At 61.8% G+C, this 26,804-nt stretch carries 22 protein-coding genes and 2 pseudogenes; 12 read left to right on the forward strand and 12 right to left on the reverse strand.

From position 1 onward, the window contains the following. Positions 1-20: 20 nt before the first annotated feature. The 9 genes and pseudogenes from ACWGKN_RS12995 (at position 21) to dnaE (ending at position 10,096) form a co-directional block, all read left to right on the forward strand. Positions 21-515, forward strand: a complete 495-nt coding sequence (locus ACWGKN_RS12995; protein ID WP_035230063.1) for a YgjV family protein — start codon at positions 21-23, stop codon at positions 513-515. A 168-nt stretch (positions 516-683) separates the two neighbouring features. Beyond that, complete coding sequence (locus ACWGKN_RS13000) at positions 684-1,637, forward strand: aldo/keto reductase (protein WP_035230065.1); 954 nt, start codon at positions 684-686, stop codon at positions 1,635-1,637. 126 nt (positions 1,638-1,763) lie between these two features. Next, a complete protein-coding gene (locus ACWGKN_RS13005; RefSeq protein ID WP_452095418.1) occupies positions 1,764-3,257 on the forward strand; it encodes a succinate CoA transferase in 1,494 nt (497 codons plus the stop codon). Between the two features lie 164 nt (positions 3,258-3,421). After that, the gene (locus ACWGKN_RS13010) at positions 3,422-3,844 is read left to right on the forward strand and encodes an acyl-CoA thioesterase (protein WP_052160002.1); all 423 of its coding nucleotides are present in this window, start codon (positions 3,422-3,424) and stop codon (positions 3,842-3,844) included. A 122-nt stretch (positions 3,845-3,966) separates the two neighbouring features. Next, a complete protein-coding gene (locus ACWGKN_RS13015; protein WP_452095419.1) occupies positions 3,967-4,389 on the forward strand; it encodes a YkgJ family cysteine cluster protein in 423 nt (140 codons plus the stop codon). A 127-nt stretch (positions 4,390-4,516) separates the two neighbouring features. Then, positions 4,517-4,762, forward strand: a pseudogene (locus ACWGKN_RS13020) (acyltransferase family protein); the annotation flags it as partial. Positions 4,763-4,787: 25 nt separating this feature from the next. After that, a complete protein-coding gene (locus ACWGKN_RS13025) occupies positions 4,788-5,558 on the forward strand; it encodes an acyltransferase family protein (protein ID WP_452095420.1) in 771 nt (256 codons plus the stop codon). Between the two features lie 72 nt (positions 5,559-5,630). Then, positions 5,631-6,557: a pentapeptide repeat-containing protein gene (locus tag ACWGKN_RS13030; protein WP_424256333.1), complete on the forward strand. Its 927-nt coding sequence runs from the start codon at positions 5,631-5,633 to the stop codon at positions 6,555-6,557. Beyond that, positions 6,554-10,096: a DNA polymerase III subunit alpha gene (dnaE, locus tag ACWGKN_RS13035; protein ID WP_452095421.1), complete on the forward strand. Its 3,543-nt coding sequence runs from the start codon at positions 6,554-6,556 to the stop codon at positions 10,094-10,096. The genes ACWGKN_RS13030 and dnaE overlap by 4 nt, the downstream gene beginning before the upstream one ends. A gap of 111 nt (positions 10,097-10,207) precedes the next feature. Here dnaE and ACWGKN_RS13040 read toward each other — a convergent pair whose 3' ends face one another. The 12 genes from ACWGKN_RS13040 to ACWGKN_RS13095 all read right to left on the reverse strand — a co-directional run bounded on the left by ACWGKN_RS13040 (position 10,208) and on the right by ACWGKN_RS13095 (position 23,176). Continuing rightward, the gene (locus ACWGKN_RS13040; RefSeq protein ID WP_035230076.1) at positions 10,208-10,525 is read right to left on the reverse strand and encodes a hypothetical protein; all 318 of its coding nucleotides are present in this window, start codon (positions 10,523-10,525) and stop codon (positions 10,208-10,210) included. A gap of 12 nt (positions 10,526-10,537) precedes the next feature. Then, positions 10,538-10,735 (reverse strand): hypothetical protein, encoded by a 198-nt coding sequence (locus ACWGKN_RS13045; protein WP_424256334.1) that lies wholly within the window; start codon positions 10,733-10,735, stop codon positions 10,538-10,540. Between the two features lie 388 nt (positions 10,736-11,123). Then, positions 11,124-12,389, reverse strand: a complete 1,266-nt coding sequence (locus ACWGKN_RS13050) for a polysulfide reductase (RefSeq protein ID WP_452095422.1) — start codon at positions 12,387-12,389, stop codon at positions 11,124-11,126. Beyond that, positions 12,386-13,321 carry a 4Fe-4S dicluster domain-containing protein gene (locus tag ACWGKN_RS13055; protein WP_035230080.1) on the reverse strand — a complete coding sequence of 312 codons (936 nt, stop codon included), beginning with the start codon at positions 13,319-13,321 and terminating at the stop codon, positions 12,386-12,388. The genes ACWGKN_RS13050 and ACWGKN_RS13055 overlap by 4 nt, the downstream gene beginning before the upstream one ends. Positions 13,322-13,397: 76 nt before the next feature. Beyond that, positions 13,398-13,880, reverse strand: coding sequence for a cytochrome c3 family protein (locus ACWGKN_RS13060; RefSeq protein WP_424256335.1), 483 nt, complete (start codon positions 13,878-13,880; stop codon positions 13,398-13,400). After that, complete coding sequence (gene ftsH / locus ACWGKN_RS13065) at positions 13,877-15,736, reverse strand: ATP-dependent zinc metalloprotease FtsH (protein WP_452095423.1); 1,860 nt, start codon at positions 15,734-15,736, stop codon at positions 13,877-13,879. Before ftsH ends, ACWGKN_RS13060 begins: the two co-directional genes overlap by 4 nt. A gap of 5 nt (positions 15,737-15,741) precedes the next feature. Then, complete coding sequence (locus tag ACWGKN_RS13070; RefSeq protein ID WP_452095424.1) at positions 15,742-16,623, reverse strand: hypothetical protein; 882 nt, start codon at positions 16,621-16,623, stop codon at positions 15,742-15,744. A gap of 275 nt (positions 16,624-16,898) precedes the next feature. Next, positions 16,899-18,692 (reverse strand): sigma-54-dependent transcriptional regulator, encoded by a 1,794-nt coding sequence (locus ACWGKN_RS13075; protein WP_052160015.1) that lies wholly within the window; start codon positions 18,690-18,692, stop codon positions 16,899-16,901. Positions 18,693-18,727: 35 nt separating this feature from the next. Beyond that, the gene (locus tag ACWGKN_RS13080; protein WP_452095425.1) at positions 18,728-19,450 is read right to left on the reverse strand and encodes a PAS domain-containing protein; all 723 of its coding nucleotides are present in this window, start codon (positions 19,448-19,450) and stop codon (positions 18,728-18,730) included. A gap of 8 nt (positions 19,451-19,458) precedes the next feature. Next, positions 19,459-21,474, reverse strand: a complete 2,016-nt coding sequence (locus ACWGKN_RS13085; RefSeq protein WP_452095426.1) for a PAS domain-containing sensor histidine kinase — start codon at positions 21,472-21,474, stop codon at positions 19,459-19,461. After that, positions 21,449-21,619: a hypothetical protein gene (locus tag ACWGKN_RS13090; RefSeq protein WP_424256338.1), complete on the reverse strand. Its 171-nt coding sequence runs from the start codon at positions 21,617-21,619 to the stop codon at positions 21,449-21,451. The genes ACWGKN_RS13085 and ACWGKN_RS13090 overlap by 26 nt, the downstream gene beginning before the upstream one ends. A gap of 30 nt (positions 21,620-21,649) precedes the next feature. After that, entirely contained in the window at positions 21,650-23,176 is a 1,527-nt protein-coding gene (locus ACWGKN_RS13095) for a multiheme c-type cytochrome (RefSeq protein WP_452095427.1), read from the reverse strand. A gap of 520 nt (positions 23,177-23,696) precedes the next feature. On the opposite strand from ACWGKN_RS13095, the pseudogene ACWGKN_RS13100 reads away from it, so the two are divergent. The 3 genes and pseudogenes from ACWGKN_RS13100 to ACWGKN_RS13110 all read left to right on the forward strand — a co-directional run bounded on the left by ACWGKN_RS13100 (position 23,697) and on the right by ACWGKN_RS13110 (position 26,618). Beyond that, positions 23,697-24,241, forward strand: a pseudogene (locus ACWGKN_RS13100) (redoxin domain-containing protein). Positions 24,242-24,281: 40 nt separating this feature from the next. Beyond that, on the forward strand, positions 24,282-25,070 hold the full coding sequence (locus tag ACWGKN_RS13105; protein ID WP_424256340.1) for an FAD-dependent oxidoreductase: 789 nt from the start codon (positions 24,282-24,284) through the stop codon (positions 25,068-25,070). 168 nt (positions 25,071-25,238) lie between these two features. Next, a complete protein-coding gene (locus ACWGKN_RS13110; RefSeq protein WP_035230083.1) occupies positions 25,239-26,618 on the forward strand; it encodes a sigma-54 interaction domain-containing protein in 1,380 nt (459 codons plus the stop codon). Positions 26,619-26,804: the final 186 nt, after the last annotated feature.

Here is a 26,804-nt window from a genome sequence, read left to right on the forward strand (position 1 = left end):
GAATACCTAAGCTTTGCATCGTGACCCCTTTTCTTCTTTCCCAGCTCCTTGTCGCCATCGCCATCTTCTTCGATCTGCTCTCCTTCCAGTTCAAGGAGAGGGGGAAAATCATCGCCTGCCTGGTCATCTCCTGCACCTTGATTTCCTGCCATTTCGCCATCCTGGGCTACTGGACGGCCTCCGGCCTGGGGCTGCTGGCAACCCTGCGGTTCCTCGCCAGCCTGCTGACCACCTCCAGGAAGGTGATGGCGATCTTTATGGCCGCCTCCACCATCATCACAATCGTCACCTTCAGCGGCATCCTCAGCGTCCTCAGCGGTCTGGGATCGCTGTTCGGCACCGCCGCCACCTTCTGCCGGGACGACAAACGGCTGCGCCAGATCATGCTGATCGGCACCAGTCTGTGGCTGGTCCACAATATCCTCGCCAAAACCCCGACCGCTGTGCTGATGGAGGCCCTGTTCATCACCAGCAACCTTGTCGGCTATTACCGTTTCTATCTGAAACGACTGTAGCATGGACCTGCATGACGGATTCCGCCGCAACCGGGGATACGGCGATGCAGACCGGGTCCCGGGCTTGATCTTTGAGTTTGCCGCCCCTATCATGAAGGCATGCCTGCGATGCAGACTTCGGAAATACACACGTACCGTTTCCCACCCCCCTTTACCGTGGAGAATGACATGAGTCTTCAACCCGACCGGAACAACCCGCTCATCCCGATCATCGGCCTCGGCACCTGGAAATCGAAACCGGGGCAGGTCTATGCCGCCGTCAAAGAGGCGATCACCGCGGGGTACCGCCACATCGACTGCGCCCCGGCCTACGACAACGAATCCGAGGTGGGCGCCGCCATAGGCGAGATGATCAAGACCGGCACCGTCACCAGGGAAGACCTGTGGGTGACTTCCAAACTGTGGAACAACGCCCATCAACCCGACCAGGTCCTCCCCGCCCTCCTCAAGACCCTGCATGATCTCAGGCTCGATTACCTCGACCTGTTCCTGATCCACTGGCCGGTCGCCTTCAAGGCCGAGGTCGGTTATCCCCGCAGCCGCGAGGACTGGCTGTCGCTTGCGGAAATGCCGCTCATCGACACCTGGCGGGCGATGGAGGAATGTGTCGGCAAAGGGGTCGCAAGGCACATCGGGGTCAGCAACTTCTCGATCCCAAAGCTCGACGACCTCCACCGCCAGGCGACCATCCCGCCGCTCATGAACCAGGTCGAGATCCACCCCTATCTCCAGCAGCAGGCGATGCTCGACTACTGCCGCGACCGGGGCATCATGCTGACCGCCTATTCCCCGCTGGGTTCCGGTGATCGGCCGAAGGCCCTGAAATCGGCCGGCGAGCCGGTCCTGCTGCAGGATCCGGTGCTCCAGGGGATCGCCGACCGGCATCGGTGCGCCGTCAGCCAGATCCTCCTCGCCTGGGCGATGGCCCGCGGCGTCATCGTCATCCCCAAATCGGTGGAGCCCAAGCGGATCCGCCAGAATCTCGATGCCGTCAAGGTGGAGCTCGATGCCGAGGACATGGCCGCCATCGCCGGACTCGACCGCGGCCACCGCTATGTCGACGGCAGCTTCTGGCAGACCGACGGTTCCCCGTATACCGTGGCCGGAATCTGGGATGAATGATCCGGGGCCACGCCTGCCCCGGCCGATGCGTCCCTCGATGCCGGCCGGGATGAATCCGCTCCTCCGGCAATACGCCTGCCACCAGCGGCAGAAAAACCTCCAACCCTCAACGATCCGATACAACCGATGCACTCACGTATTCACTGCCCGACCCTTCGCGACAAGGTCACCGACGCCAGGACCGCCGCCGCGCATATCCAGGACGGGACCAACCTCTTCATCTCCGGCTTCACCTCCGGCTACCCGAAACTGGTGCCCAAGGAGCTGGTCAGACGGGCACGGGGAGGAGAACAGTTCAAGATCAACCTCTTTGCCGGGGCCTCGACCGGCGAGTCGGTGGACGGCATCCTCGCCGAGGCCGGGGTGGTGGCCATGCGTCGACCGTATATGAGTGACAAGACCATGCGCCGCCGGATCAACGACAACCTCATCCGCTTCAAGGACGATCACCTGTCGATGCTCGCCGGCCAGGTCCGGGCCGGCAACTGGGGCGCTGTCGATGTGGCGATCGTCGAGGCCGTGGCCATCACCGAGGACGGCAACCTCATCCCCACCATGTCGGTCGGCAACACCCCGACCTATGTCAAGAAGGCGAGCAAGGTCATCATCGAGATCACCCGCGAACCGGAGGATCTCTTCGGCCTTCACGACATCTTCATCCCCGAGGATCCGCCCTACCGCATGCCGATCCCGATCTACCGGGCCGGCGACCGGATCGGCAAGCCGTTCATCGATATGGACCCGGGCCGGGTCGTGGCGATCCTGTTCAGCGAGGAGGAGGACTGCTGCACCGTTTTCACCGAACCGGACCAGGCCGCCCGCCGCATCGCCGAGCACATCCTTCATTTCGTCCGGCACGAGATCAAGAGGAAGCGGCTGCCCGCCTCACTGCCCTGGCAATCGGGGGTCGGCGATGTCGCCAACGCCGTCCTGGGCGGCTTTCTCGAGGACGATTTCTACCATGACCTCGATATCTACTCCGAGGTGCTGCAGGATTCGGTCCTCGACCTGATCGACATGGGGACGGTACGGGTCGCCTCCGGCTCGGCGATGACCCTGTCGTACAAGGGACGGCAGCGCTTTTTCAACGAACTCTATCGCTACCGGGACAAGATCGTCCTCCGCCCGGTGGAGATCTCCAACTCGCCCGAGGTGATCCGCCGCCTGGGGGTCATCGCCATCAACACCGCCATCGAGGTCGATATCTACGGCCATGTCAACTCGACCCACGTCATGGGCTCGCAGCTGATGAACGGGATCGGCGGCTCCGGCGATTTTCTCCGCAACGGTGCCCTCACCTTCATCGTCACCCCGAGCACCGCCAAGGACGGCAAGATCTCGGCGATCGTGCCGATGGTCTCCCATGTCGATCACAACGAGCACTCGGTCGACATCATCGTCACCGAATACGGCCTGGTCGACACCCGGCCGCTCACGCCCCGCCAGGTTGCCGAACAGGTCATCACCAGGTGCGCCCATCCCGATTACCGCGATATACTGTGGGACTACTACCAGCGGGCCGTCCATACAAACGGCGGCCATGAGCCGCACGACCTGCACGAGGTCTTCGCGATGCACGAGCGCTTCCTGCGCACCGGCAGCATGCGGAAGGATTCCTGACACCGGGGCGGCGGTGATCATCTTCTTGTTCCTCACCAACCAACGGACCGGCAGACCGGGCGCTGCCGCCTGCCCTTGCCTTTTCAGGCGGCAGACGGTACAACTGGCGACAAGAACATCACCGTCCGGAAGGGCACCGGATCGATCTTGAAACGGAGAAGCATATGGACAAGGCCTATTCAGCGGAGTATGTCGTCACCATCGGCGACATCAATTACGGCGGCCATCTCGGCAACGAGCGGTCGCTGCTTATCTTCCACGACGCCAGGTATCGTTTTCTGAAGAGTCTCGGTTTTTCCGAAGGCGACATCGGTGAGGGCCGGGGCGTGGTCATCGTCGAGGCCACCGTCCATTTCCTCAAGGAGGTCTTCGTCCACGACGTGCTGGAGACCCGGGTATGGCTCTCCGAATGCAATGAACGCCGGCTGCCGATGCAGTACGAGGTCAAACGGAAGACCGACGGCAAGGTGGTGCTGTCCGGCTCCACCCTGCTCCTCGCCTTCGACTTCCAGACCCGCAAGGTCACCCGCGTCCCTGCCGCCTTCCTCGACGCCTACCGTCAGGTCTACGGCGAGCCGGAAATTTAGCATTTCCTTCCCGCCTGCAGGAAACGGTGGCAAAACCCCGCATCGTATGCTATTGAAGCCGGTTCCGGCATATCCGGCGGTCGATACGGCTGCCACACCAATGAAGCGGGGAGTCCATCGGGATGCGAAGACTACAGCGGCAGGAGCGGCCGCCGGTGCGTGTTGACGAACCGGCGACCTGGCTCCGATATACCGGGAGAATGTGCCGGGGCTGCACCGCCGCCTGCTGCAGCCTGCCGGTCGAGGTCCGGGCCGCCGATCTGGTCCGCATGGAGCTGATCGATGCCGGCGAGGCGGAGGACGATCTCAGGATGGTCGCCAGGCGTCTGATGAAGATGGGGGTGGTCGAGCATTATCATCATCGCACCGGGGTCCCGACCCTCGCCCGGATGGCCAACGGCTACTGCTTGTTTCTCGACCCCGGCAGCAGGCGCTGCACGATCTACCCCAGACGCCCCGACACCTGCCGCAACCATCCGCAGGTCGGTCCCCGATCCGGCTATTGCGCCTTTACCCCGAAACCGGCGGCCGGCATCGCAGCGTGATGAAAAGAGCCGGCCCCGCCCCGGCGACCAGGTGCCGCTTCGGCGCTGCCACAGCCCCAATCGTCGAAATGCGGCCCCGGTCTTCGGCATCAACTTCCAACCAGCGAGCCTCCGAGCCGGAACCGCAATGGCAAACGACAGACTTCTCTACCTCGACTTCATTCGCGTTGTCGCCAACCTGGCAATCATCCTGTTTCACTACAACGTGTGGACGGAACGGCTGGTCGCCGCCGATTTCCTGCTGGTCCGGAACTACACCATGCTGGGCGAGATCGGCGTCAGCCTCTTTCTTGTCCTCTCCGGCGCCTCCCTGTCCCAGAGCACGAAAGGCGATTTTGACGCGCCCTCGTTCTACCGAAAGCGCATAAGGGCCATATTCCCCATGTTTTATCTGGTCTATGCCTGCTTCATGGGCCTGGCCCTGGTATTTCCACCAGTATCAGTTTTCGGCCGAACGAAGCCCCTTCGCCTTCGCCCTGACGCTCATCGGTCTCGACGGCCTCCTGTCCACCGTCATCCCGACCTACTACCTCGTCGGCGAGTGGTTTCTCGGCTGCATCATCGTCCTCTACCTGCTCTATCCCGCCCTTCGCTACTGCTTCGTCAGAAGCGACATCCTGACCCTGGCCCTGTGCTGCACCGTCGTCCTCCTGCTCCAGAACCATTACTCCTTCACCTTCCCGCTGCAGCGCCTGCCGCTGTTCCGGATCGCGGAATTCGTCTTCGGCATGTTCTTTCTTACCCGCTTCACCAGCAACCGGCCGGCCGATCATCTCCTGATCGCCCTGGCGACGATCGTCCTGATGGTTGCCTCGACCCTCGATTTTCCAAGCCTCGGGGCCATCACCATGAACATGTACGGCATGGTGGCGTTCGTCTGCCTCGCCTATGCCGCCCGGTTCGCGCCCTGGAAACCGCTCGAACCGGCGATTACCTTTCTCAGCCGCTACGCCTACCCGGCGTTCCTGGTCCATCATATCATCCTCAAGCAGACCCTGGTTGCCAGCAGTCGGCTGATCCATTCGACGGTCGCCAATCTATTTGTTTTTGTCCTGGTGGTCATCGTAGTATATTCGACTGCGTATGCCTTCGATACCGTGCTGGCCCATCTCCGGCAGCCGGGTCGGATCGTCGGGTACATCAAGGCCACCGCCGGCCGGCGTTCGTAGGGAACCGGCCCCCCGGCCGGGGCTTGTTTCCGGTCCGCGATATTCACTCAATTCTTCTTCCAGGAGGGTACCATGTACGCACAATTGTCCAGCATCTGCCTGTTGGCGACGATTGCCCTGCTGTCCGGCTGCGCCACCGGCAACCAGGAACGGATGCTGCAGGAAGGTAAAACCCAGCTGACAGCCGAACAGATCTTCCAGTCAGTGTCCGGCAATACCCTGCACCTGAAAGCCATCGATTTCAACGCCCGGGTGCACTTTCTCGACAGCGGCCGGATGGCCGGCCGGAGCAGCGGCAACAGCCACGACACCGGCACCTGGGACGTCAACAGCGACAACCAGCTGTGCCTGAAATTCGACACCTGGTATTACGGTGACGAGCGCTGCTACAGCATGGTCGAGACCGGCGCCGACATCTACGCCCTCTTCACCTCGAACGGCGCCCGCGCCTATACCGCCACCGCGGCCGAGGGCGATCCGGAAAAACTGGCGACGGCCGGCAGGAAGAAGGACAAGGCCTACCTGCGGGCCAAAATGGCCGACGGCCGGCCGAAGGCCGGCGGCGGTTCGGCCGCTGCAGAGACGGAACCGGCGCCGGCCCAGCCGCCCCGGGTGATCCCCTCGCCCCCGCCGTCGCCGGAGGAGGTCCGCCACACCCTCGCCTACATGGCCAAGAACTGCCCCAACTGCAACCTGGCCGGGGCCGACCTCAAGGGGGTCGACCTGATCACCGCCAACCTCGCCGGCGCCAATCTCGCCGGGGCCGACCTCAGCCGCGCCAACCTGCGCCGGGCCAACCTCGCCGGCGCCAACCTGGCCGGGGCGATATTGGTCAACGCCAACCTGCTGGAGGCCAATCTCGCCAACTGCAACATGAGCAACGCCGACCTGAGCGGCGCCAGCCTGATCAAGGCCAACCTCACCGGGGCGATGACCGAGGGCGTGCGGCTCGAGGGGGCCCAGCTCGATGGGGTCGTCGGCCTGGGGCGGCAACGATGAGCGCCGGTTTCGTCCACCTCCACGTCCATACCCAGCACAGCCTGCTCGACGGCGCCATCCGGGTCTCCGACCTGCTGGCCAAGTGCCGGGAATACGGGATGGAAAGTGTCGCCATCACCGACCACGGGGCGATGTTCGGGGCCCTGGAGTTCTACAGCAAGGCGAAGAAGGCCGGGATCAAGCCGATCATCGGCTGCGAATTCTATATCGCCCCGGTCGACCGCCGCGAGAAGAAGGTCGTCGACGGCACCACCGCCTTCCACCTGATCCTGCTGGCGATGAACATCGAGGGCTACCAGAACCTGATGAAGCTGGCCTCGATCGCCCAGTTCGAGGGCTTCTACTACAAGCCGCGGATCGACATGGAGGTGCTGCGGCAGTACAGCGGCGGCCTGATCGCGATGTCCGCCTGCCTGCACGGCTGGGTGCCGTGGCTGATCCTGCAGCAGGACATGGACCGGGCGCGACGCAAGGCCCTGGAGTTCAAGGAGATCTTCGGCGACCGCTACTATTTCGAGATCCAGGAAAACGGCATGTCGGAGCAGCAGGTCGTCAACGACGCCCTGATCGCCCTCGGCCGCGAGCTGGGGATCAAGGTGGTGGCCACCAACGACTGCCATTATCTCAACCGCGACGAGGCCTACGCCCACGAGGTCCTGCTGTGCATCCAGACCAACCGCACCATCAACGACCCGAAGCGCTTCCGCTTCTCCACCGACGAGCTCTACTTCAAATCGCCCGAGACGATGAAGAAGAGCTTCGCCTACTGCCCCGAGTCGATCGCCACCACCGTTGAAGTGGCGGCGCGCTGCAATCTCGAGATCGCCTTCGGCGAGTACCACTTCCCCAACTTCCCGGTGCCCGAGGGCGAGACCATCGAAACCCTGTTCGCCCGCATCTGCCGCAACGGCCTGAAGGACCGGTTCGAGACCATGCGCCGGATGGGGACCTTCAGCAAGGAGGTGGAGAAGCGCTACAGCGAACGCCTCGAGTACGAGATCGACGTCATCACCACGATGGGCTTTCCCGGCTACTTCCTGATCGTCGCCGATTTCATCAACTGGGCCAAGGACCACGGCATCCCGGTCGGGCCCGGCCGCGGTTCGGGGGCGGGCAGCCTCGCCGCCTACTGCATGCGCATCACCAACATCGACCCGCTGCCCTACGGCCTGCTGTTCGAGCGCTTTCTCAACATCGAACGCAAGTCGATGCCCGACTTCGACGTCGATTTCTGCCAGGACCGGCGCGGCGAGGTCATCGACTATGTCCGCGACAAGTACGGCGGCGACTCCCACGTCGCCCAGATCGTGACCTACGGGACGATGAAGGCCCGCGGCGTCATCCGCGACGTCGGCCGGGCGCTGGACATCCCGCTGGCCGAGGTCGACCGGATCGCCAAGCTGGTGCCGGAACAGCTGAAGATGACGATCAAAAAGGCGATGGAAGAGGAGCCGAAACTGCGGGAGCTGGCCGCCGCCAACCCCCGGATCCAGGAACTGCTCAACATCTCGATGACCCTGGAGGGCCTGGCCCGCCACACCTCGACCCACGCCGCCGGGGTCGTCGTCTCGCCCGGACCGATGGTCCACTACCTGCCGGTGTGCCGGGGAAGCAACAACGAGACCCTGACCCAGTACGACATGAAGCACACCGAGATGACCGGACTGATCAAGTTCGACTTTCTCGGCCTGAAGACCCTGACCGTCATCGACAAGGCCTTGAAGCACATCAAGGCCGATATCGGCAAGGACCTCGACATCGACACCCTGCCGATGGACGACCTCAAGACCTTCAACCTGCTCTGCGCCGGCGACACCCTCGGCATCTTCCAACTGGAGAGTGCCGGGATGCGCGAGCTGCTGGTGAAGATGGCCCCGACCCAGTTCTCCGACCTGATCGCCCTGGTGGCCCTCTACCGCCCCGGTCCGCTCGATTCCGGCATGGTCTTCGACTTCGTCGAGACCAAGCACGGCCGGGCCACCGCCAACTACCCGCTGCCGCAGCTGAAACCGGTGCTCGAGGAGACCTACGGGGTCATCGTCTACCAGGAGCAGGTCATGCAGATCGCCAATGTCCTGGCGAGCTACACCTTGGGCGACGCCGACAACCTGCGCCGGGCGATGGGCAAGAAGATCGCCGAGGTCATGGAGGCGGAGAAGAGCAAGTTCATGGCCGGGGCGAAGGCCAACAGGATCCCCGAGGACAAGGCCGCCTACGTCTTCGACCTGATGGCCAAGTTCGCCGGCTACGGCTTCAACAAGTCGCACTCCGCCGCCTACGCCCTGATCCTCTACCAGACCGCCTACCTCAAGGCCCACTACCCGGCCCAGTTCATGGCCGCCCTGCTGTCCTGCGACATGAACAACACCGACAAGGTGGTGCTCTATATCAACGACTGCAAGGAACACAACATCGAGGTCCTGCCGCCGGACATCAACGAAAGCGGCATCGGCTTCACGGTCATCGACGACCGCATCCGCTTCGGTATGGCGGCAGTCAAGAACGTCGGCGAGTCGGCGCTGGAATCGATCATCGAGGAGCGGGAGAAGAACGGCCGCTACACCTCGCTGTCCAACTTCTGCAACCGGATCGACAGCCGGCGGGTCAACTCGCGGGTGATCGAGAGCCTGATCAAGTCCGGTTCCTTCGACTCGCTCGGCCACCGCCGCGCCCAATTGATGGCGGCCCTCGACAAGGCGATGGAACAGGCCAAGGCAGTGCAGCGCGATCAGCAGAGCGGGCAGCTGTCGCTGTTCGGCGGAGCGGCGGCGGCGACCGACCGAACGCGGGAGATCAACGAGGTGCCGATGCCCGACATCCCGGAGTGGAACGAGCAGAAACGGCTGACCTTCGAGAAGGAGACGGTCGGCTTCTACATCACCGGCCACCCGCTCGACGACTCGCTGGCCGAGATCCGCACCGTCATCGACAGCGATATCCACGGCCTGGGCGAACTGGGGGATGGCCAGATCGTGCGGATCGGCGGCCTGATCCGCACCTTCAAGCGCCACAAGAGCAAGAAGGGCGACCCGATGGCCTTTCTCACCGTCGAGGACATCTTCGAGGCCGTCGAAGTCGTCGTCTTTCCCGAGGTCTACAGCCGCTGCGCCGAGATCCTCGAGACCACCGAGCCGGTGGTCATCCAGGGCACGATCCAGAAGGAGGAGCGGGGGATCAAGATCATCGCCGACGCCGTCGACCTGCTGCCGGCCGCACGGGAGAAATACACCGACACCATGCGGCTCCGCCTCGAGCCGGACAGGATCAACCGGCCGAAACTGGAGGCGATAAAGAAGATCCTCCTCCAGTTCCACGGCCCCTGCCCGGTCATGCTCACCCTCCATTTCCCCCACAAGGGGGAGGTCGATATCGAGGTGGAGAAGGATATGACGATTCGGCCGTGCCGGGAACTGACCGACAGGATCGATGAGGCGCTCGGCTACCGGGCCTGTTCGTTCACCAGGAAGGATATCGTCCCGCCGCCGCCGCGGCGGAAATGGGGCAACGGCGGCGGCAACGGCTCGGCCAAGGCGGCCTGAGATCGGGGATGGATGATCGCGACAGCGGTTGACGCCTGCATGCCGCAACGGCAAAGGCCCCGGGATTGACGCGGGGCCTTTGCCGTTGGATCGAAGGGTACAACCTTTGGGTCATCTCTTGGGCAGGCGGGCGATCGTCGTTACCGGCGGCGATTTCTTCTTCTCGACGAAGCGGAAGAAGACCGGGAAGGCGACGAAGAAGGCGACGCAGATGATATATTCTATGCCCTTGATATGGGTATAGAAATCAACCAGGGTGTGGATCGGCTGGATCATCCCCGTGGCGGTCAGGTATTGCCGGGCCAGCTCCGTCACCTGCCAGTCGGCCTGGCGCAGACCACCGCCCAGCATCGCCGCCGCCCAGAAACAGAAGACCCCACCCACTCCAATCAACAGTTTCTCGACAGCTCTCGTTCCTCTTTGTTCCATGACACCCTCCCCTTAACGACCGGTGACCGCGCTGATATAGCCGCGAACCAACTCCATGGGACCGACATCCACCGCGCCGGCGATCAGACAGGTGAAGGCCCAGACTCCGATCAGGGCACAGGCGACGACTCCAACCTTGAGCGTGAAGCGCATGATCTCGTCGGCATAATTGATTTCAATTTTATCTTTGGTGATAATTGAACTTTCCATGGCATCCTCCATTTCTTGTGGTGTTGTCGTGATGCTCTTCCCAAGCCTTTACCCAGGTAATTGCATTCGATATGCCAGAAAAACCTTTTATCCGATGATCAATCTTCCGAGCGAGAGTTGTCGCGGCAACGATCCATGTTGTTGTGATCCATATATTTTTTGCACATAGAGGGACTTGCAGCCCATCGCCTGCAATCGCCTCCGCCCATATCTGTCGCAGGCAGCCTGACGCCATGCCACAGTACTGCATTTATGTTGTATAATCTTTGAGATAGGCTCATCGTCAGGATCAGCCTTGAGTTGGCAGGAACGCCGTGAGGGGCAGAAACCGGTCAGTGTTCCTGCCCCTCACGGCGCAACGGAGCTTCCGTAATCAAGACCCTGTATATCAAGTCTGAGATGCAGCCGTTTCCTTCCAGTCGAAAACGATCGGCAGGCGATAGACGATCCAGCGATAGACCACAAAATACATGGCGTAGAGGGTGATGGTCAGCCAGATTTCCTTCCAGTGCGGGATCTCCGAATACATCTGGTAGTTAAAGCAGACAATCGCGGTGTTGAGACGGTTCCAGACAATACCGACCACCGTCAGGAAGGCGGCAAGCCTGACCTTCCCGACCTCGCCGTTGCGGACGCCGGCGGCAAAAAGCAGCATCGGCACCACCACGCCGATACCGATCTCGAGGAGATAGTACAATCCCCAGCCGCCAAGCAGCTGCTCCCATTCGTTATCATGGGCGATCGCCACCAGTTTGATCACCAGATAGGTGACCATCGCATAGGAGGCGCCCTTGCCCAGCCCCAGGGTCATCCGCTGAAGATTGGCCCGGAAGGCATGGCCGCAGCGCCAGGGAATTGCCCGATCGATCAGGGTGGAACTGACGATCACCATCGCCAGGCCGCCGAAAATCGCCGAACAGAAGAAATGGATCCATTGGAATTCGGTGGACAGCCAGAGAGGGTGCACCTTGGTCGGGGCATAGGTGAACAGGGCTCCCAATGCCCCCTGGTGCAGGGTTGACAGGATGATGCCGGCGATCGTCAGTCCCAGGGTGATCCGTTTGATATGGATCCTCCAGGCCGGCCTGCCGATCCACTCGAAAAATGAGGGCAGGACCTCGGCGACCTGCACCGAAAGGTATACGGCGACATGCCAGGCGACAAGAAAGAGCACCGCCGCCGGGCCGAAGGAGATGACCATCGGATAGGTCAACCGCCAGGGCATGCCGAGATCGACCAGCAGGTAGACGACGGCAAAAAAATACCCCAGCAGGCCATTGAGCAGGGCCAGGCGTTCGATGGGATGGAAATCCTTCCGGCCGAAGAGGGAAACCGTGGTGCCGAGGAGAAAACCGGAGGCCGAGAGCGGCACCATGCCGAACAGGCCGAACCCGAGAAACAGACCCCAGGGGTAATCGTTGGAGGCATGGGTGACCGAACCCAGACCGACCAGATAGCGCTGCAGCAGCAGCGGCAGTCCGACCGCGAAGAGCACCAGCAGCAGCCAGTTGACGGGGTTGCGCAGCAGCTGCCGCAGATACTGGCGGGCGCTCAGGCCGAGCAGGATTTTTTCCTTCACCGTCCACGGGCGGCCGTCCACTCGACAGGTGCTGCCGAGTGGCAGATAATCGATTTCCGCGACCAGTTTTTTCATCTCTTCTCCTCCTCCGGATGATCCGCCGCTCCCCCCGCCGCTGTCTCCTTGCGGGTGGCGAGGAGATGGAACCCGGCGAAAAGGGCCGGCCAGATCGTCAGCACCATCGGCACGATGCCGAGGAAATTCTTCACCGAATCCAGGATCGGGGCATGGGGCAGTTCGGTATTGAAGCCGATCGCGGCAAACGGCACCGGCGACAGATAGAGCCAGGACGTCCCCCCCGCCTCGTATTCGCCATAGATATGATCGACGTAGCGATCGGGGTGCTCCTCGATCCGACGCCGGCCGACCTTGATCAGATCCCGGCGCCGGCCGAAGACCAGGGCCTCCTGGGGGCAGGCCTCGACACAGGCCGGCGGTTTGCCGTATTTGAGCCGGGTGTCGTAACAGAAGACGCATTTCTGGATCCGCGGCGCAAAGGCGCTGGAGTACTTGAATGCCGGAATATAAAAGGGGCAGGCGATCATGCAGGTGCGGCAGCCGACGCAGACGTCCTGATTGTAGATCACCGCCCCTTCCGGAGTCTTGGTGTAGGCGTTGACGAAACAGGACGTCAGGCAGGCCGGCTCCTGACAATGGTTGCACTGGATCTTGCGGAACAACGGATGTTCCCGTCCCGGCACCGCATAGCGGTTGACCACGGTATAACGGGTTTCATCGGTCCGCCGCTGCCGCCCATGTGCCACTTCGTCAAAGACCGTCATGTCGTTGAACGGCTTTTCCGGTTCGGGCAGCCCCTGCTCGGCGTTGCAGGCCGCCTCGCAGCTGCGGCAGCCGACACAGCGCCCGAGATCGACCAGGACCCCCATCGAATCCGGATACTCCTTCACCTGATGGCCGCTGCTCTGCCGCGGTGACGACAGCAGTGCCGCGATGGCCGCCGCCACCCCGCTCTTCAGCATGGTTCTGCGTGTTGTTGTCTCCACCATGAGTATTTCCTCCTTCCCTCCAGGTTCACTATTCGTCCCGATGACCTCGACCCGGCAACGGCCCCACCGGCCGGATTCAGCGTTGCGCCGCAAACCGCTCGACTCCTGCCCGAGACAGCCGGTGACAGTCTTCGCATCCCACTGCGGCGCCCTCGGTGCGATGACACCCCAGACACTGCAGGTGCAGGGCGCCAAGTAAACCGGGGGTGTCGATATGATAACGATTTTCTGGTTTTTCCCCTTCCCTGCCGATCACCGGCCCCTCGGCCGGATGGCAGGCGGAGCAGGCCACTTCCGCCGCCTCGGGCGAGTCGGCATGACACTTGACGCAGACCGGCTGCCGGGTCCCGCCACCGGTGGAGTGGTGGTGGCAGGAGGCACATTCGAATCCGTCGGCATGCATCCGGTGGTCGAATTCCACCGTCTCGTAATGACGCTGGAGTACGTCGAGACTGACCGTCTCCGGCGCATCCTCCGCATCCATCGCCATGGCCGGCAGAGTCACTGCAGTCACCAGAACACCGCCACAGATCGCTCGAACCCTATGTGCCCACTTCATACCGGATTCCCCCTCGCAGGTTGGACAGCTGCGACCGACGGGACAGCACCGGCCTGTTCCGTTCGATCGGATTGCATACCGCTTACCGAACTCATATAGCACTGCATGACGATATTGATTTCCTCGGCATCGATGGTTTCGTTGATCAGCAACACCTCGGCCAGCTCATGGATGAGACGGTTATGGCTGCGCAGCAGCTTCTCGGTTTCTTCGCTGCAGTCGGTGATGATACGCCGGACCTCGAGATCGATCTCCCGCGCCGTCGCCTCGCTGAAATCGCCTTTGGAGGCGATGTCGCCCAGGAACTGGTGCTGTTTCTGGCGGTAGACGATGGAACCGAGGGAGGCGCTCATCCCCCATTCACAGACCAGCCGGGTGGCGATATCGGTGGCCGCGGCGATGTCGTTGGCGGCCCCGGTGGAGAGGTGATTGAAAACGATCTTCTCGGCGACTCGTCCCCCCAGCAGCACCTTGATCCGGTTGAGCAGATACACCAGGGAATAGGTATAGCGCTCCTCGAAGGGGATCTGCTGGGTCAGGCCCATGGCCATTCCCCGCGGGATGATGGTGATCTTGTGGAGTTTGTCGGTCTCCGGCAGCAGTTGGGCGACGATGGCGTGACCGGCCTCGTGATAGGCGATGACCCGTCGCTCCCGTTCGTTGATGGCGGCATTGCGGCGTTCGAGGCCGAGCATGATCTTGTCCTTGGCGTCTTCGAAATCGTCCATCTCCACCGCCTGCTTCTGCCGCCGGGCGGCGATCAGGGCCGCCTCGTTGACCAGGTTGGCGATGTCGGCGCCGCTGAATCCGGGGATGCCCTGGGCGATGAGGGTCAGGTTGAGGGCGGGGGTCACGGCCACCCGGCGGGTGTGGACCTCGAGGATCCGGACCCGGCCGAGCAGGTTCGGCAGCGATACGGTGAGCTGCCGGTCAAAGCGCCCCGGCCGGAGCAGGGCCGGATCGAGGACGTCGGGCCGATTGGTGGCGCCGATCAGGATGACGGTCTCGGTGCTGGAGAAACCGTCCATCTCCACCAGCAGGGCATTGAGGGTCTGCTCCCGCTCCTCGTTGGCGCCGCCGCCGCTGGTCCGCCGGCTGCCGATGGCGTCGATCTCGTCGATGAAGACGATGCAGGGGGCGGTCTTCTTGGCCAGGCCGAACAGTTCCCTGACCCGGGAGGCGCCGACGCCGGCGAACATCTCGACAAAATCCGAGCCGCCGATGGAGTGGAAGGGAACCGAGGCCTCGCCGGCTATCGCCCGGGCCAGCAGGGTCTTGCCGGTGCCCGGCGGTCCCTGCAGCAGCACCCCCTTGGGGATCCGGCCGCCAAGGAGGTTGTATTTCCGATGGTTTTTAAGGAAATCGACGATCTCCTTCAGTTCCTCCTGAACCTCATCGATGCCGGCGACATCGGCAAAGGTCTTGGTCTCACCCGGCCCGGTCCGGATCTGAAAGCGTTTGTCCTTCCAGAGCGTCTTTTCACCGTAGTTCGAACGTCGGCTGAACATCAGCCGGATTCCGCCCCCAATCATCGCCAACAGCACCAGGCCCATAATCCGGCCATAGAGACTTGGCGGCGGGCCGGCATGGATCTCGACCTCTCTTGCCTCCAGCAGCGGCAGGACCGCGGCAATATCCGGCGCATAGGTGATGAAATCCGTACCCCTCCGGTCCTGTCCCCGGATTTCGCCCCCTCGGATATCCACCGCCACGATCCGGTCGGCGTTGAGCTCGTCGACAAAGGCGGAATAATTCCGTTCCGGCGGGGTCGTCTCCAGCAGCCAGGCATTGTATCCCAGGACCCCGAGAACGGTCAGGAGGATCAAGGACAAGCCGATCTGGACATTGTTCCGCATGGTTGTCACCTTGTCCCGACGCCATAGGGGTGGATCCCGCCGTCGGCAGAAAGCAGTGCGGTCACGAGATGATCGAGCACCGCCTGGCGATCGGGCCAGAACGCGGTGTTGCAGTGAAAGCTGAACTCGTCGAGATAGGTCTGGAGGTGGGCCGTATCGACGGCCCTGCGAAACACCCGCTGCAGCCAGGTTTCCGCCTGCCGCAGCACGGCCTGCCCCTTCTGCCGCTGCTCCGCCGCAGCCTCGCCGCAATGGAAGGCGCCGGCAAGACCGTCATCGTCCGCCCAGTGTCCGTCCCCCAATTGCAGGCTGGCATTCTTCATGACCAGACGCTGGATGGCGGCCGTCAGTTCCGACGGGTTGCGGGATGGAAGGAGCTGAAATCTGACCCGCGCCGAATCGGCCTTGCGGGCGTTGAGCTCCAGCGCCATGGCGATCTCCGGGGCTGGCAGCCGACCCCCGGCCGCTGCCGCCAGACCGACGACATCGAAGAGCACCTGACCGCGGCAGGGGGCGGATTCGGCCAGCGCCGCCGCCAGCCTGACCTTCTGCAGCCAGCTCCAGGCAGTCTGATAGCAGCTCAAGCCCATCAAGCGCTGCAGTTCGCGGGCGCTCAGCCCCTGGCTGCGGGAGCAGAACAGCCAGGCCACCTGCAGCCAGGCGACGAGGTCCATCTTGCTGCCATGCATGATCGTCTGGGCGGTGATCGACGTCTGTTTACGGCAGTAGCGGCAGACCACGGTGTAGGCCGGGGCCGTCTCCTTCTGCACCGCACCGCAGAACGGGCACCTGAAACCGAGCGGCCAGCGGCGGCGAAACAGATAGGTAACGCAGGCGTGTTCATTGGCAAAACGGCTGTTGAGCCCCAGTCTGCTCGTCCCGGTCATATCGTTGACGCCTCCTGTCATTGCCGTGCAGGCGGAGCACCATCTCCTGCTGCATCATGCAATAGCATAGGCAATGCCAATATGACGGCCGCGGCGATTATCGGTGATTATTTTCTACCGGAACCCGCAAAGGCGCGTGTAATCAGGGGATCGCGATGGCACCAGGCAGGCGGCGGATTACGGTGGACGGAAAGTGGGAGGAAGACGGACGGCGAATGCCACACAAGTGTGGCCACAGTTCCGTGGCCACACTTGTGTGGGACGGCGGCGTGGATTCAGATATCCAACTCTATATGCAGCTCACGGATTTTTCGATAGAGGGTCGAGCGGTCGACACCGAGCAGGCGGGCGGCCTTGGCCTTGTTGCCGCCGGCCTTGCGGAGGGCGGCGACGATCCGCTGCCCGACCTGGTCGTCCTGAGCACCACAGGGCGTGAGGGCGGCGGCCGACCGATCGCCGGTCGCCACGTTCAATGCCGGAGACCGGAGCCCCTCGCCGGAACCGTCCAGGATCTCGTCCGGCAGGTGCTCGGTCGAAATGGTCGTTCCCTGGCAGAGGATGCAGGCCCGCTCAATGGCATGTTCGAGTTGGCGGACGTTTCCCGGCCAGCGGTAACGGCAGAGGAGTTCCATCGCCTGCTGGGAGATCCCGCTTATGCCCTTGTCCATCCTGGCGGCATATCTGTCCAGGAAATGATTGGCCAGCAGCATGACATCGCCTTCCCGCTCCCTGAGCGGCGGCAGATGGATATCGATGATCAGCAGGCGGTAATAGAGATCCTCCCGGAAACCGCCGTTGCCCACCTTCTCCTTCAGGTCGGCATTGGTGGCGGCGACGACCCGGACATCGACCCGGACCTCCCGGTCACTGCCGACCGGATAAAAGGTCTTTTCCTGGAGAAAGCGGAGCAGACGCAGCTGCATCGCCGTCGAGATGTCGCCGATCTCGTCGAGAAACAGGGTACCGCCGTCGGCCTGCGGGATCCGGCCGGTGCGGTTCTCTTCCGCACCGGTGAAGGCGCCCCTGCGATGCCCGAACAGCTCGCTCTCCAGCAGGTTCTCCGGCATCGCCGCGCAGTCGACCATCACCAGCGGCCGGTTGCGGCGGCTGCTCTCCTGATGCAGGGCGTGGGCCACCAGTTCCTTGCCGGTGCCGCTCTCGCCGGTGATCAGCACGGTGGTGTCGACGCGGCCGATGTTCTCGATCATCAGGAAGACCTGCTGCATCGCCGGGCTGGCACCGATCAGCCGATGGAGACGGACCCGCTTCCCCTTGTCGCCCTGATTCTGCCGGCTCATGTCCCTGAATACCAGGACCGCCCCGGCGGGCACGCCGGTCCCGTCGTCGAGCGGCGACACGCATACGCTCATCACCCGGCAGGTTCCGTCCGGAAAACATTCAAGGCGATGATCACTCAGTTCCGTGCCGTTGTCGATCACATCCCTGACACTCTCCGTCAGCCGGCAGAAGTCCTTGTTGAAACAGAGGACATCGAGCCTGCCCCCTTCCTGCAGGGCCGGTTGTACTGTCTGGAAGAACTGACCGGCAGCCTGGTTCATCTTCAGAATGGTCAGATCCTGGTTCACCGAGACGACGCTGTCGGACACGCTCCGGAAGATGGTTTCGAGAAACCGCCGGTAGCGCTCGCAGGCAGAGTCGGCAGCCTGCTTCTCCTGGACCAGACGATGCTGCTGGATCGCCAGGCGGGCGGTCTTGAGCAGGACCTCCTTCTCCACCGGCTTGGGCAGGTAGTCGAAGGCCCCGAGCCGCACGGCCTCGACCGCCGTCTCGACATGGGGGTAGCCGGTGATCATGACCACCGGGCAGGTTATGCCGAGACTGCGGAACTCCTTCAACAGATCGATGCCGGAATGGCTTTCGAGTACGATATCGCAGATAATGAGGTCAAAGTCGCGGGACGTCACCGCCTCGATCGCCTCGCCGAACGAGGGCACGGCCTCGACCCGTTCATATCCGGCCCGCTTCAGGAACGTGCGAAAGGTATTGCGGAGACTTGGCTCGTCATCGACAACCAGGATCGCGGCAGGTATCATCTCGTTCTGTATCATGACCTTGGACCGACCGGCCGCAGCCGGCACAGCCCTTACTTGAAGGTGTTCATGTCGCGGAAAACCACGACCGCCCCGGTGAGCAGGCCGCGATCCCTGATCGGGGTACTGACGTATTCGACCGGGAAACTGCTGCCGTTCTTGCACCAGAACACGTCATCACTCCGGTAGTGCACCAGACCGTCCTTGTAGGCCATATAGATCGGACACTCCTCCATCGGATGCGGCGTCCCGTCCCGCCGGGTATGGTGGATCAACTGGTGATGACCGTGGCCGATCAGTTCTTCGGGGTCCCGGCCCAGCATCAGCGTGGCGGCCCGGTTGATGAACATCACCCGGCCCTGGTTGTCGAGCCCGAGGATTCCTTCACCGGCGGAATCGAGGATCAGCTCCAACCGCTTCTGCAGCTGCCGGACCTCCTCCTCGGCCTGGGTCCGCTCGGCGATCTCGCGGTTGAGGGCGCCGTTGACGACCTGGAGTTCGTACACCCGCTTCTCGACCAGTTCCTCGAACTGGCTCTGCATCTGCTGCGACCGGTACCGTTCCGCCTCCGCTTCCGCGCGCAGACCGGCCAACGTCGTCTCCTGTCGGCCCATGGTGCGATGGACGACGGACAGGACCAGCGCCAGCAGCACGGCCAGCAGGCCGAATTCGATGACCATGGCGGTGCTGCCGGCCACGCTCCCGATGCTCTCCAGCACCAGCACCAGGCCGCCATACACCACAAATCCGGCGGCCGCAATGCTCGTGATCCACACCTGGCCCCTCATGTCGTTTCTCCGTCGGGGTGAACCGGCAGATCGATCTGGAACTGGGTCCACTCCCCCACCTTGCTGCGCACCCGGATGAAACCGCCATGATCACGGACCAGTCCGTGACTGATGCTCAGCCCCAGCCCCGTCCCTTCCCCCTTGGGTTTGGTCGAGAAGAAGGGATCGAAAATCCGTTCCTGTATCCCCGGCGCGATGCCGATGCCGTAGTCGGTGAACGACAGTCGGAGGAACTGCCTGCCGCCCTGCGCGTTGACCTCGCCACCGATGATCAGCCTTTTTTCCGGGCAGGGCTGGGGATAGCGCATATTCAGGGCGTAACGGGCGTTGCTGATCAGATTCAGTACCACCTGCTGCAGCTGCTGCTCGTTGCACATCAGGGGCGGCAGGGGATCGGCGATATTCACCGCGCAGACGATGCCGTCCTTTTTCAGCAGGTGGGCGACGAGATGGAGGCTGTTGGCGATGATGGTCTCGATGCGGGACAGGGCCAACGCCTCCTCGCGATGACGGGCGAAGGCCAGCAGGTTCGAGACGATGCCGGCGATCCGCTTGCCCTCACTGATGATGTTGTACAGATTGTCGGTGGTTTCCGGATCGCCGGGATCGTCGAGGATCAGTTGGGCATAGTTGATGATGCCGTTGATCGGGTTGTTGATCTCGTGCGCCACGCCGGAGGCCAGTTCACCGATCGCCGCCAGTTGGGCCGCCCGGATCGCCTCGGCCCGGACCACCTCCTCTTCGGTCAGGTTGCGGGCCAGCAGCAGTGTCGCGTTGATATCGCCGTTCTCCTCGACCAGAGGGCTGACGGTCAGCATATAGGTGCCGTGCAGACCATGCAGCTCCGTTTCCGTGATCTGCGTCCGGCGGCAACCGATGAACTGCTCCAGCGGGCACTGGGTCCCTTCCCCATGTCCCAGATGAAGAATATCGCAGACCTTTTTCCCGATCACCTCTTCGCGGCGTTTTTTGGCGGCGGCGCAGGTGGCCGGGTTGGCCTCGATGATGGTGCTGTCGTTGGACACCACCAGGGCCGGATCCTGGATGGCGATGAAGATCTTCTCCCAGCGGGCGGTCAGCATGTTGAGCTGTTGATCGGCGGCCAGCGACTCGGTCTCGTCGATGCCGAGCATCACCAGGCCCACCGTTCCCTGCTCGATGTTGTGACGGATGGAACCGTGCCAGTTGATCGCTCGTACCGTCCCGGCCCTGGTGAGCAGCGGCGCCTGAAAGTTGATGCTGGGCTGGGTCCCCTTCAGGGTGTCGGAGAAGACCTGCTGGCATTCGAGCCGCCGGTCCGGACTGATCAGGACATCGACCCAGTATTTGCCCTGTATTTCTCTTTCGCTGTAGCCGCTGACCTGCTCTGCCCGACGGTTGAAGGACAGGATCGTCCCGCAGGGACTGATGGTCACCATCAGGGCCTGGATGGTATCGACGATCTCCTTGTTGAAATCCCGCTCGATCTTCAACTTCTGGGCGGTGTCGAGGGCAAAGATGGCCAGGGCGATATCGTCGATGATGTGGCCGATGCACTCTTTTTTCTGTTGATTCAGGACAAGGCCCCCCTGCTGGTGCAAGGTGACGAAGCCGTAGAACCGGCCCTGATATCCCACCGGCCAGACCAGAGAGTTGCCGGCAGATATGTCCCTGATCGACCCGGGTTCACCCGGGCTGAGGGAAACCGGCGCGGTAAACGCAACCGGATCAAGACCGAAGCGGGCATTGATGGTCTCGGTAATCGATTTCTGGATGATGGCATCGATGGAGGTCACAGGCGGGAAGGAGGCAAAGGGGACATAATGATGCCGTTCTCTGTCAATCCCCCCGGCCCAGACGGAATCGCAGCCGACGACGTCTTTCAGCACGGCGCAGCATTGCTGGAAGATGAACAGCCGGCTCTGTTCTTCCGGTTCACAGAGACTGTGTTCCCTGATCGCCGTCAACAACCTGTTGCGATGATGGAAGAACCTGAGTTGGTCGGCCTCACCTGCCGACAACGACCTCGTCATATCCGCTCCCTGGTACCACATCGGTCATGCAGCGGAACACCAGACAATCCCCTCGACTGCCGGTCCGGAAATATCTCCCCTCGGCGAGGGCCACATGGAGGACCGTGGCCCGGATGTCCTCTGGAAACTCAGGGCCACGGATCATTTCAGCTCCGGGATGAGCGCCGCTTTGGCCTCACTTCTGCGCTTCCTGCCCGGAGGCCTTGCCGTCGAGCCGGTCATAAAGCTTGAGGTATCCGTGGAGGCGATACAGCTGTTCGGTGGTCTGGTAGCGGCCGTCGGCAAACACCCCGTAGTCGCCGCCGCCGGCCATCGCCGAGGCAAACCTCGTGGTGTTGGCGTTGAACAGCCAGATCGAGGTCCACATCCGCTCCGCTTCCTCGTCAAAGATGTTGTCCTTCTGCGGCAGGCCGCGGGCATGGCCTCTCTCCCAGATATCCATGATGATCTTGGTGGCCTCATGGGTATTGGCGTTGGTCCGGGCGATGGTGTTGTCGAGGCGCTGGAAGTGTTCATCCACCCAGCCCGTGGCGTGACAGGACAGACAGATCGTTTTCATCCTGGTGTTCCGCGCCTCCTGCTCCTCCTTGGCGATGACATGGGCGGCAACCGCGGTGCCGTCCATCTCCACCGCCAGGGGCAGGCCGATCGAGTTGCGCACCTCCTTGAGGTCGGCATGGACCGGATGGGGATGGGCATAGGGAACGCCGAACAGCCGCCAGGCCAGGCGGTCGTTGAACTGATGGGTCCGCTCGGCGACCACCTTCTGATCGGGCGACACCAGCAGGCTGGCGTGGCAGGCGGCACAGGTCGGGGCGGTGAAATCCTGGCCGACCACCCAGGGGACGTTGTCGAAGTTGAAATTTTTGCCCGAGGAACTGAAGATGTTGCCGTGCTTGCTCACTTCATAGACCTTGTAGGCCGGCACATCCGGTCCCTTGTGGCATTCCGAGCAGGTGTACGGCTTGCGGGCCATCTCGATCGAAAACTCATGACGGCCGTGACAGGCGGTGCAGGCGCCTTTGCTGCCGTCGGGATTGATCCGGCCGACCCCCTGGTTGGGCCAGCCTTCCAGCACCGGGAACTCCAGCTCGCCGTAGTCCGATTCCCGGGTGGCCAGCCCCTTGACCTCGACCTTGGTGCCGTGACAGTACAGGCATGATTCGTATTCAGTGCGATCGTCGATATCCCCCTTCACCAGTTTGTTGTCCTGCCGTTGATAGGTGGTGTTGACCGCGGTGAAGAAATCGCGGTACAGGCTGTTGTCGACGAGATTGCCGTAGGCATGGGCCATGATGTTCTTGCCATACTGAGCCGCTTCGGTGCTGTGACAGGTGGCGCAGTCATCCGGGCTGACGATCACATTGATCTTGTAGCCGTTGTGCTCGAAGGAATCGGCATGGCGGTCGGGGCGCAGCGAATGACACTCGTAGCACCCGACAACGACCTGGCGCAGCGGTTCGGCGACCTCAGCCGCCGACATCCGCCTGCCGGACGCCTCCTTCTGCAGCGCGGCGGCCGGCGTCGTCCGGCTGTGCCGGCTCTTCTCCCAGGAAGCCACCAGCCCGGGGTGCAATTCGCGGTGGCAGCCGAGACACTCCTCGGTTTCCGTGCTGATTCCGGCATCCCGCCCATGGGCATTGACAGCCGCAGCCAGTATAACGGCAGCGGATAGCATCAATCGAGATAACAAGATCTTCATGTGGTTTTCCCCCATCGGTGATAATGGCGTGTGATCACGGTCGCCGGCCTTTGCCCTTGCGGTCTTCACTGCAACCGGATTGAGAGACATTGCATATCGATTACGGCAGTGCTCCATACAATCGGCTTTCGATCCTTCCGGATCCCGGCAGCCACATCACAAAGAGATATATCGCGTTTCGTCAACCCGGCCGGTCAACCTGTCCATATTGCATTCATTTCTGATTTGATCACAATAACATGGCAGTTGGCAAGCCCTTCTCCGCATTTTACCGGTCAGGCGGAGAAAATCCGGCCGACCCCACCCGCTCCGGGTCGTCCCTCATTTCGACAGCATTTATTGACAATCAGCATTTACAATATATCATGCCAATTCGTATTGACAGCATAATGACAATGTCAGAATATAACATATACACATAATTTACCACAACCATCACGGACCATTGCTGTCCGTTTCTTTGAAAGGAGCAAGCAGAGAATGTGAAAGCGGATAAAATTTTCATTTGGGGAGGGATCTTATGGCGGAACAAGCTGAAGTTGGCTGTGCCCGGCCCACCGGTGGACCGGTAGGTGGAACGACCGAGAAAGACACGAACAGTGGAACGTCAACAGCACGGGAGGAACGGAACATGATCATGGTCGGACAGAAGGCACCTGATCTTACGGCCCCCGGTTATCAAAAGGGACAGTTCGTGAATGTGAAGCTTTCGGATTATCTCGGCCAATGGGTGCTCCTCTGTTTCTATCCGGGCGATTTCACCTTTGTGTGAGCTACCGAGATTTCAGCGGTCGCTGAAAAGTACCCGGAACTGCAGAAACTCGGTGTCGAGGTCCTGTCGATGTCCATCGATTCGATGTTTGTCCATAAATACTGACCCCGCCGGTCGGCCGCAATGTCAATGAAACAATCAGGCAGATCCAGGCCTTCCAACTGGTCCGCGAAAGCAAGGGAAAAGAGGCGACGCCGTCGGGCTGGCGGCCGGGCAAGAAGACCCTGAAACCCGGAATCGATCTGGTGGGGAAAGTCTGGCAGGAATGGCAGACGAAAATGGCATTCGATTGAAGGGATGGATCGACCGCTTCCCCTCATGCTGGACAAAGAGATGAGTGATGTGGTCCGGGAATATCTCGAGGGCAAAGGTCTGCGTATCCGGACAGGAGTGAAGGTGGAAAAACTGACAGGACGGGAGGGGAAAGTCGCCGGGGTTGAGCTGTCTTCCGGTGAAACCGTTGCCGCCGACATGGTGTTCATGAATGTCGGCGTGCGCCCCAACACGCAACTCGCCACCGATATCGGCCTGGAGATGGGGCGGTTCGGCATCAAGGTCAACGCCTATCAGGAGACATCCGATCCGCATATCCTGGCAGGCGGGGACTGTGTTGAAAAAATCAATTTCATCACCGGCAAACCGACGCCGGGACAACTCAGGGGACCTGCGGTGGTCCAGGGCCGGTTGGCCGCCAAACGGCTGGCCGGTCATGAGATCGCCTTTCCAGGGGTACTCGATGCCGGCGGTTGCAAGATGTTTGACATGACGATTGCCGCCACTGGTCTTACCGAAGAAAACGCGACCAGAGAGGGGTTTACTCCCGTGAGTGCCGTTGTAGACTCCCGCAGCAAGCATGGCATGATCCCGGGGATGAAGCCGTGGAAGTTGAAATTGGTGTTTGACAAAAACACCCGGAAACTGATCGGCGGCCAGATCGTCAGCCAGGACATCGCCCCAGCCAGAGAAATCGATGCGGTCACCGCATTCATCCTCGGGGGAAAAACCATTTCCGACCTGACGACGTTCACCTCCGCCTGCAATCCGGATATCTCCTCCGAGCCGAGCGCGGAACCGATAACGATTGCAGCGGAACAAGCCCTGCAGAAGGTGAAGAACGGCTGAGAGCGCCGGCATCCCTCTCCTGCCCACCTGCGGTCCCATTTTTCTCCCGCCGCATCGGAGAAAATTTGGGATCGCAGACCATTGACGGTCCTTCCTGCATTTTCCAGGATACTGGTGAACATGGCATAAAATGCCCGAACCAACCTCAGACGGGGGCGAGCCACGGCGATGGGTACGAAAAAAACAGCGAACACCACACCCGCCTCGACCGAAGCGATCCTCGAGAGCATCTCGGATGGAGTCTTTACGGTCGATATCGATTGGAACGTGGCATCGTTCAACCGGGCCGCCGAGGAAATTACCGGCATCCCCCGCCGGGAAGCGATCGGCCGCCCGTGCTCGGAGGTCCTCCGTTCGAACATGTGCGGCGATCACTGCCCTCTCCAGCAGACCCTCAAGAGCGGCCGCCCGATTATCGGCAAATCCGGCTATTTCATCGATGCCGACGGCAACCGCATCCCCATCAGTATCTCTACCGCCGTATTGCGGGATGAACACGGGACGGTGATCGGGGGGGCCGAGACATTTCGTGATCTTTCCGAGATCGAGGCGCTGCGCCAGGAACTCAACGGCAAAGTCCACGTCGGCGACCTGACCAGCAGGAGCCCGGTGATGCAGAAGCTGTTCGCCTTCCTGCCGGCCATCGCCGCCAGTCCGAGCACGGTCCTCATCCTTGGCGAAACCGGTACCGGCAAGGAACTGGTGGCCCATACCCTCCACGACCTCAGCCCCCGCAGCCGCGGACCGTTCATCGCCGTCAACTGCGGTGCCCTCCCCGACACCCTGCTCGAATCGGAGCTCTTCGGCTACAAGGCGGGGGCCTTCACCGGAGCGGCCAGGGATAAGCCGGGCCGATTCGCCCTGGCCAAGGGCGGAACGATCTTTCTCGACGAAATCGGCGAGATCACCCCGGCCCTCCAGGTCAGGTTGCTCCGGGTGCTGCAGGAAAAATGCTACGAACCTCTCGGCGCCGTCCGGTCGGAGACGACCAATGCCAGGGTCATCGTGGCCACCAATAGAGATCTGACCGGACTGGTCAAAAAGAATCTGTTCCGGGAAGATCTCTACTATCGCATCAACATCGTCCGCATCGAGCTGCCCGCCCTGCGCCACCGCAAGGAAGACATCCCGCTGCTGGTCGACCGGTTCATCGACCGCTTCAACCGGCGGCAGCAAAAAGCCATCACCGGCATCAGCACGGAGGCCCTGTCCCTGCTGATGGCCCACAACTGGCCCGGCAACATCCGAGAGCTGGAAAATCTTGTGGAACGGGCCTTCATTCTCTGCGCGGAAGGGAATATCGATCTTTCCCACCTCCCCGGCGAACTGCTCCCCCATCACCCGGCAATTGCCGGGGAGTCCAACCTGCGCTCCGTCCGCACCATCGTCGACGCCCAGGCGATCCAGACGGCACTTGAGCGCAACGGTTTCAACCGCCTGGCGGCGGCCCGAGAGCTGGGTATTCATAAAACGACCCTCTTCCGCCGCCTCAAAAAACTCGGCATACCGCTGCCGGCCAAGGATGGACGCATCCGCCGCACGTCCTGACGGTAGCTTTTTCGCACCATAGCAATCGCTGAGACAGTAGCGCTGTTGCTTTCCGGCGGCACCCTCGACTCCATGTTTCTTCCATTTTTCATATGTAAAACAAACGAGTTACATAAATTTTAGCCGTTTCCGGATAAATCGGCACTGCTCTTGCAAATCATGACAGTATCACAACGGCGGGAGGAT

The sequence above is a fragment of the Desulfoprunum sp. genome, from assembly GCF_053613775.1.

Coding starts and splice junctions, on each gene's coding strand:
- ACWGKN_RS13075 (WP_052160015.1), bottom strand. CDS start 18,692: ATGATACAGAACGAGATGATACCTGCCGCGATCCTGGTTGTCGATGAC.
- ACWGKN_RS13025 (WP_452095420.1), top strand. CDS start 4,788: ATGCCTGCTTCATGGGCCTGGCCCTGGTATTTCCACCAGTATCAGTTT.
- ACWGKN_RS13015 (WP_452095419.1), top strand. CDS start 3,967: ATGCGAAGACTACAGCGGCAGGAGCGGCCGCCGGTGCGTGTTGACGAA.
- ftsH (WP_452095423.1), bottom strand. CDS start 15,736: ATGCGGAACAATGTCCAGATCGGCTTGTCCTTGATCCTCCTGACCGTT.
- dnaE (WP_452095421.1), top strand. CDS start 6,554: ATGAGCGCCGGTTTCGTCCACCTCCACGTCCATACCCAGCACAGCCTG.
- ACWGKN_RS13085 (WP_452095426.1), bottom strand. CDS start 21,474: ATGACGAGGTCGTTGTCGGCAGGTGAGGCCGACCAACTCAGGTTCTTC.
- ACWGKN_RS13005 (WP_452095418.1), top strand. CDS start 1,764: ATGCACTCACGTATTCACTGCCCGACCCTTCGCGACAAGGTCACCGAC.
- ACWGKN_RS13055 (WP_035230080.1), bottom strand. CDS start 13,321: ATGGTGGAGACAACAACACGCAGAACCATGCTGAAGAGCGGGGTGGCG.
- ACWGKN_RS13050 (WP_452095422.1), bottom strand. CDS start 12,389: ATGAAAAAACTGGTCGCGGAAATCGATTATCTGCCACTCGGCAGCACC.
- ACWGKN_RS13095 (WP_452095427.1), bottom strand. CDS start 23,176: ATGAAGATCTTGTTATCTCGATTGATGCTATCCGCTGCCGTTATACTG.
- ACWGKN_RS13045 (WP_424256334.1), bottom strand. CDS start 10,735: ATGGAAAGTTCAATTATCACCAAAGATAAAATTGAAATCAATTATGCC.
- ACWGKN_RS13070 (WP_452095424.1), bottom strand. CDS start 16,623: ATGACCGGGACGAGCAGACTGGGGCTCAACAGCCGTTTTGCCAATGAA.
- ACWGKN_RS13030 (WP_424256333.1), top strand. CDS start 5,631: ATGTACGCACAATTGTCCAGCATCTGCCTGTTGGCGACGATTGCCCTG.
- ACWGKN_RS13110 (WP_035230083.1), top strand. CDS start 25,239: ATGGGTACGAAAAAAACAGCGAACACCACACCCGCCTCGACCGAAGCG.
- ACWGKN_RS13010 (WP_052160002.1), top strand. CDS start 3,422: ATGGACAAGGCCTATTCAGCGGAGTATGTCGTCACCATCGGCGACATC.
- ACWGKN_RS13060 (WP_424256335.1), bottom strand. CDS start 13,880: ATGAAGTGGGCACATAGGGTTCGAGCGATCTGTGGCGGTGTTCTGGTG.
- ACWGKN_RS13090 (WP_424256338.1), bottom strand. CDS start 21,619: ATGATCCGTGGCCCTGAGTTTCCAGAGGACATCCGGGCCACGGTCCTC.
- ACWGKN_RS13105 (WP_424256340.1), top strand. CDS start 24,282: ATGAGTGATGTGGTCCGGGAATATCTCGAGGGCAAAGGTCTGCGTATC.
- ACWGKN_RS13040 (WP_035230076.1), bottom strand. CDS start 10,525: ATGGAACAAAGAGGAACGAGAGCTGTCGAGAAACTGTTGATTGGAGTG.
- ACWGKN_RS13000 (WP_035230065.1), top strand. CDS start 684: ATGAGTCTTCAACCCGACCGGAACAACCCGCTCATCCCGATCATCGGC.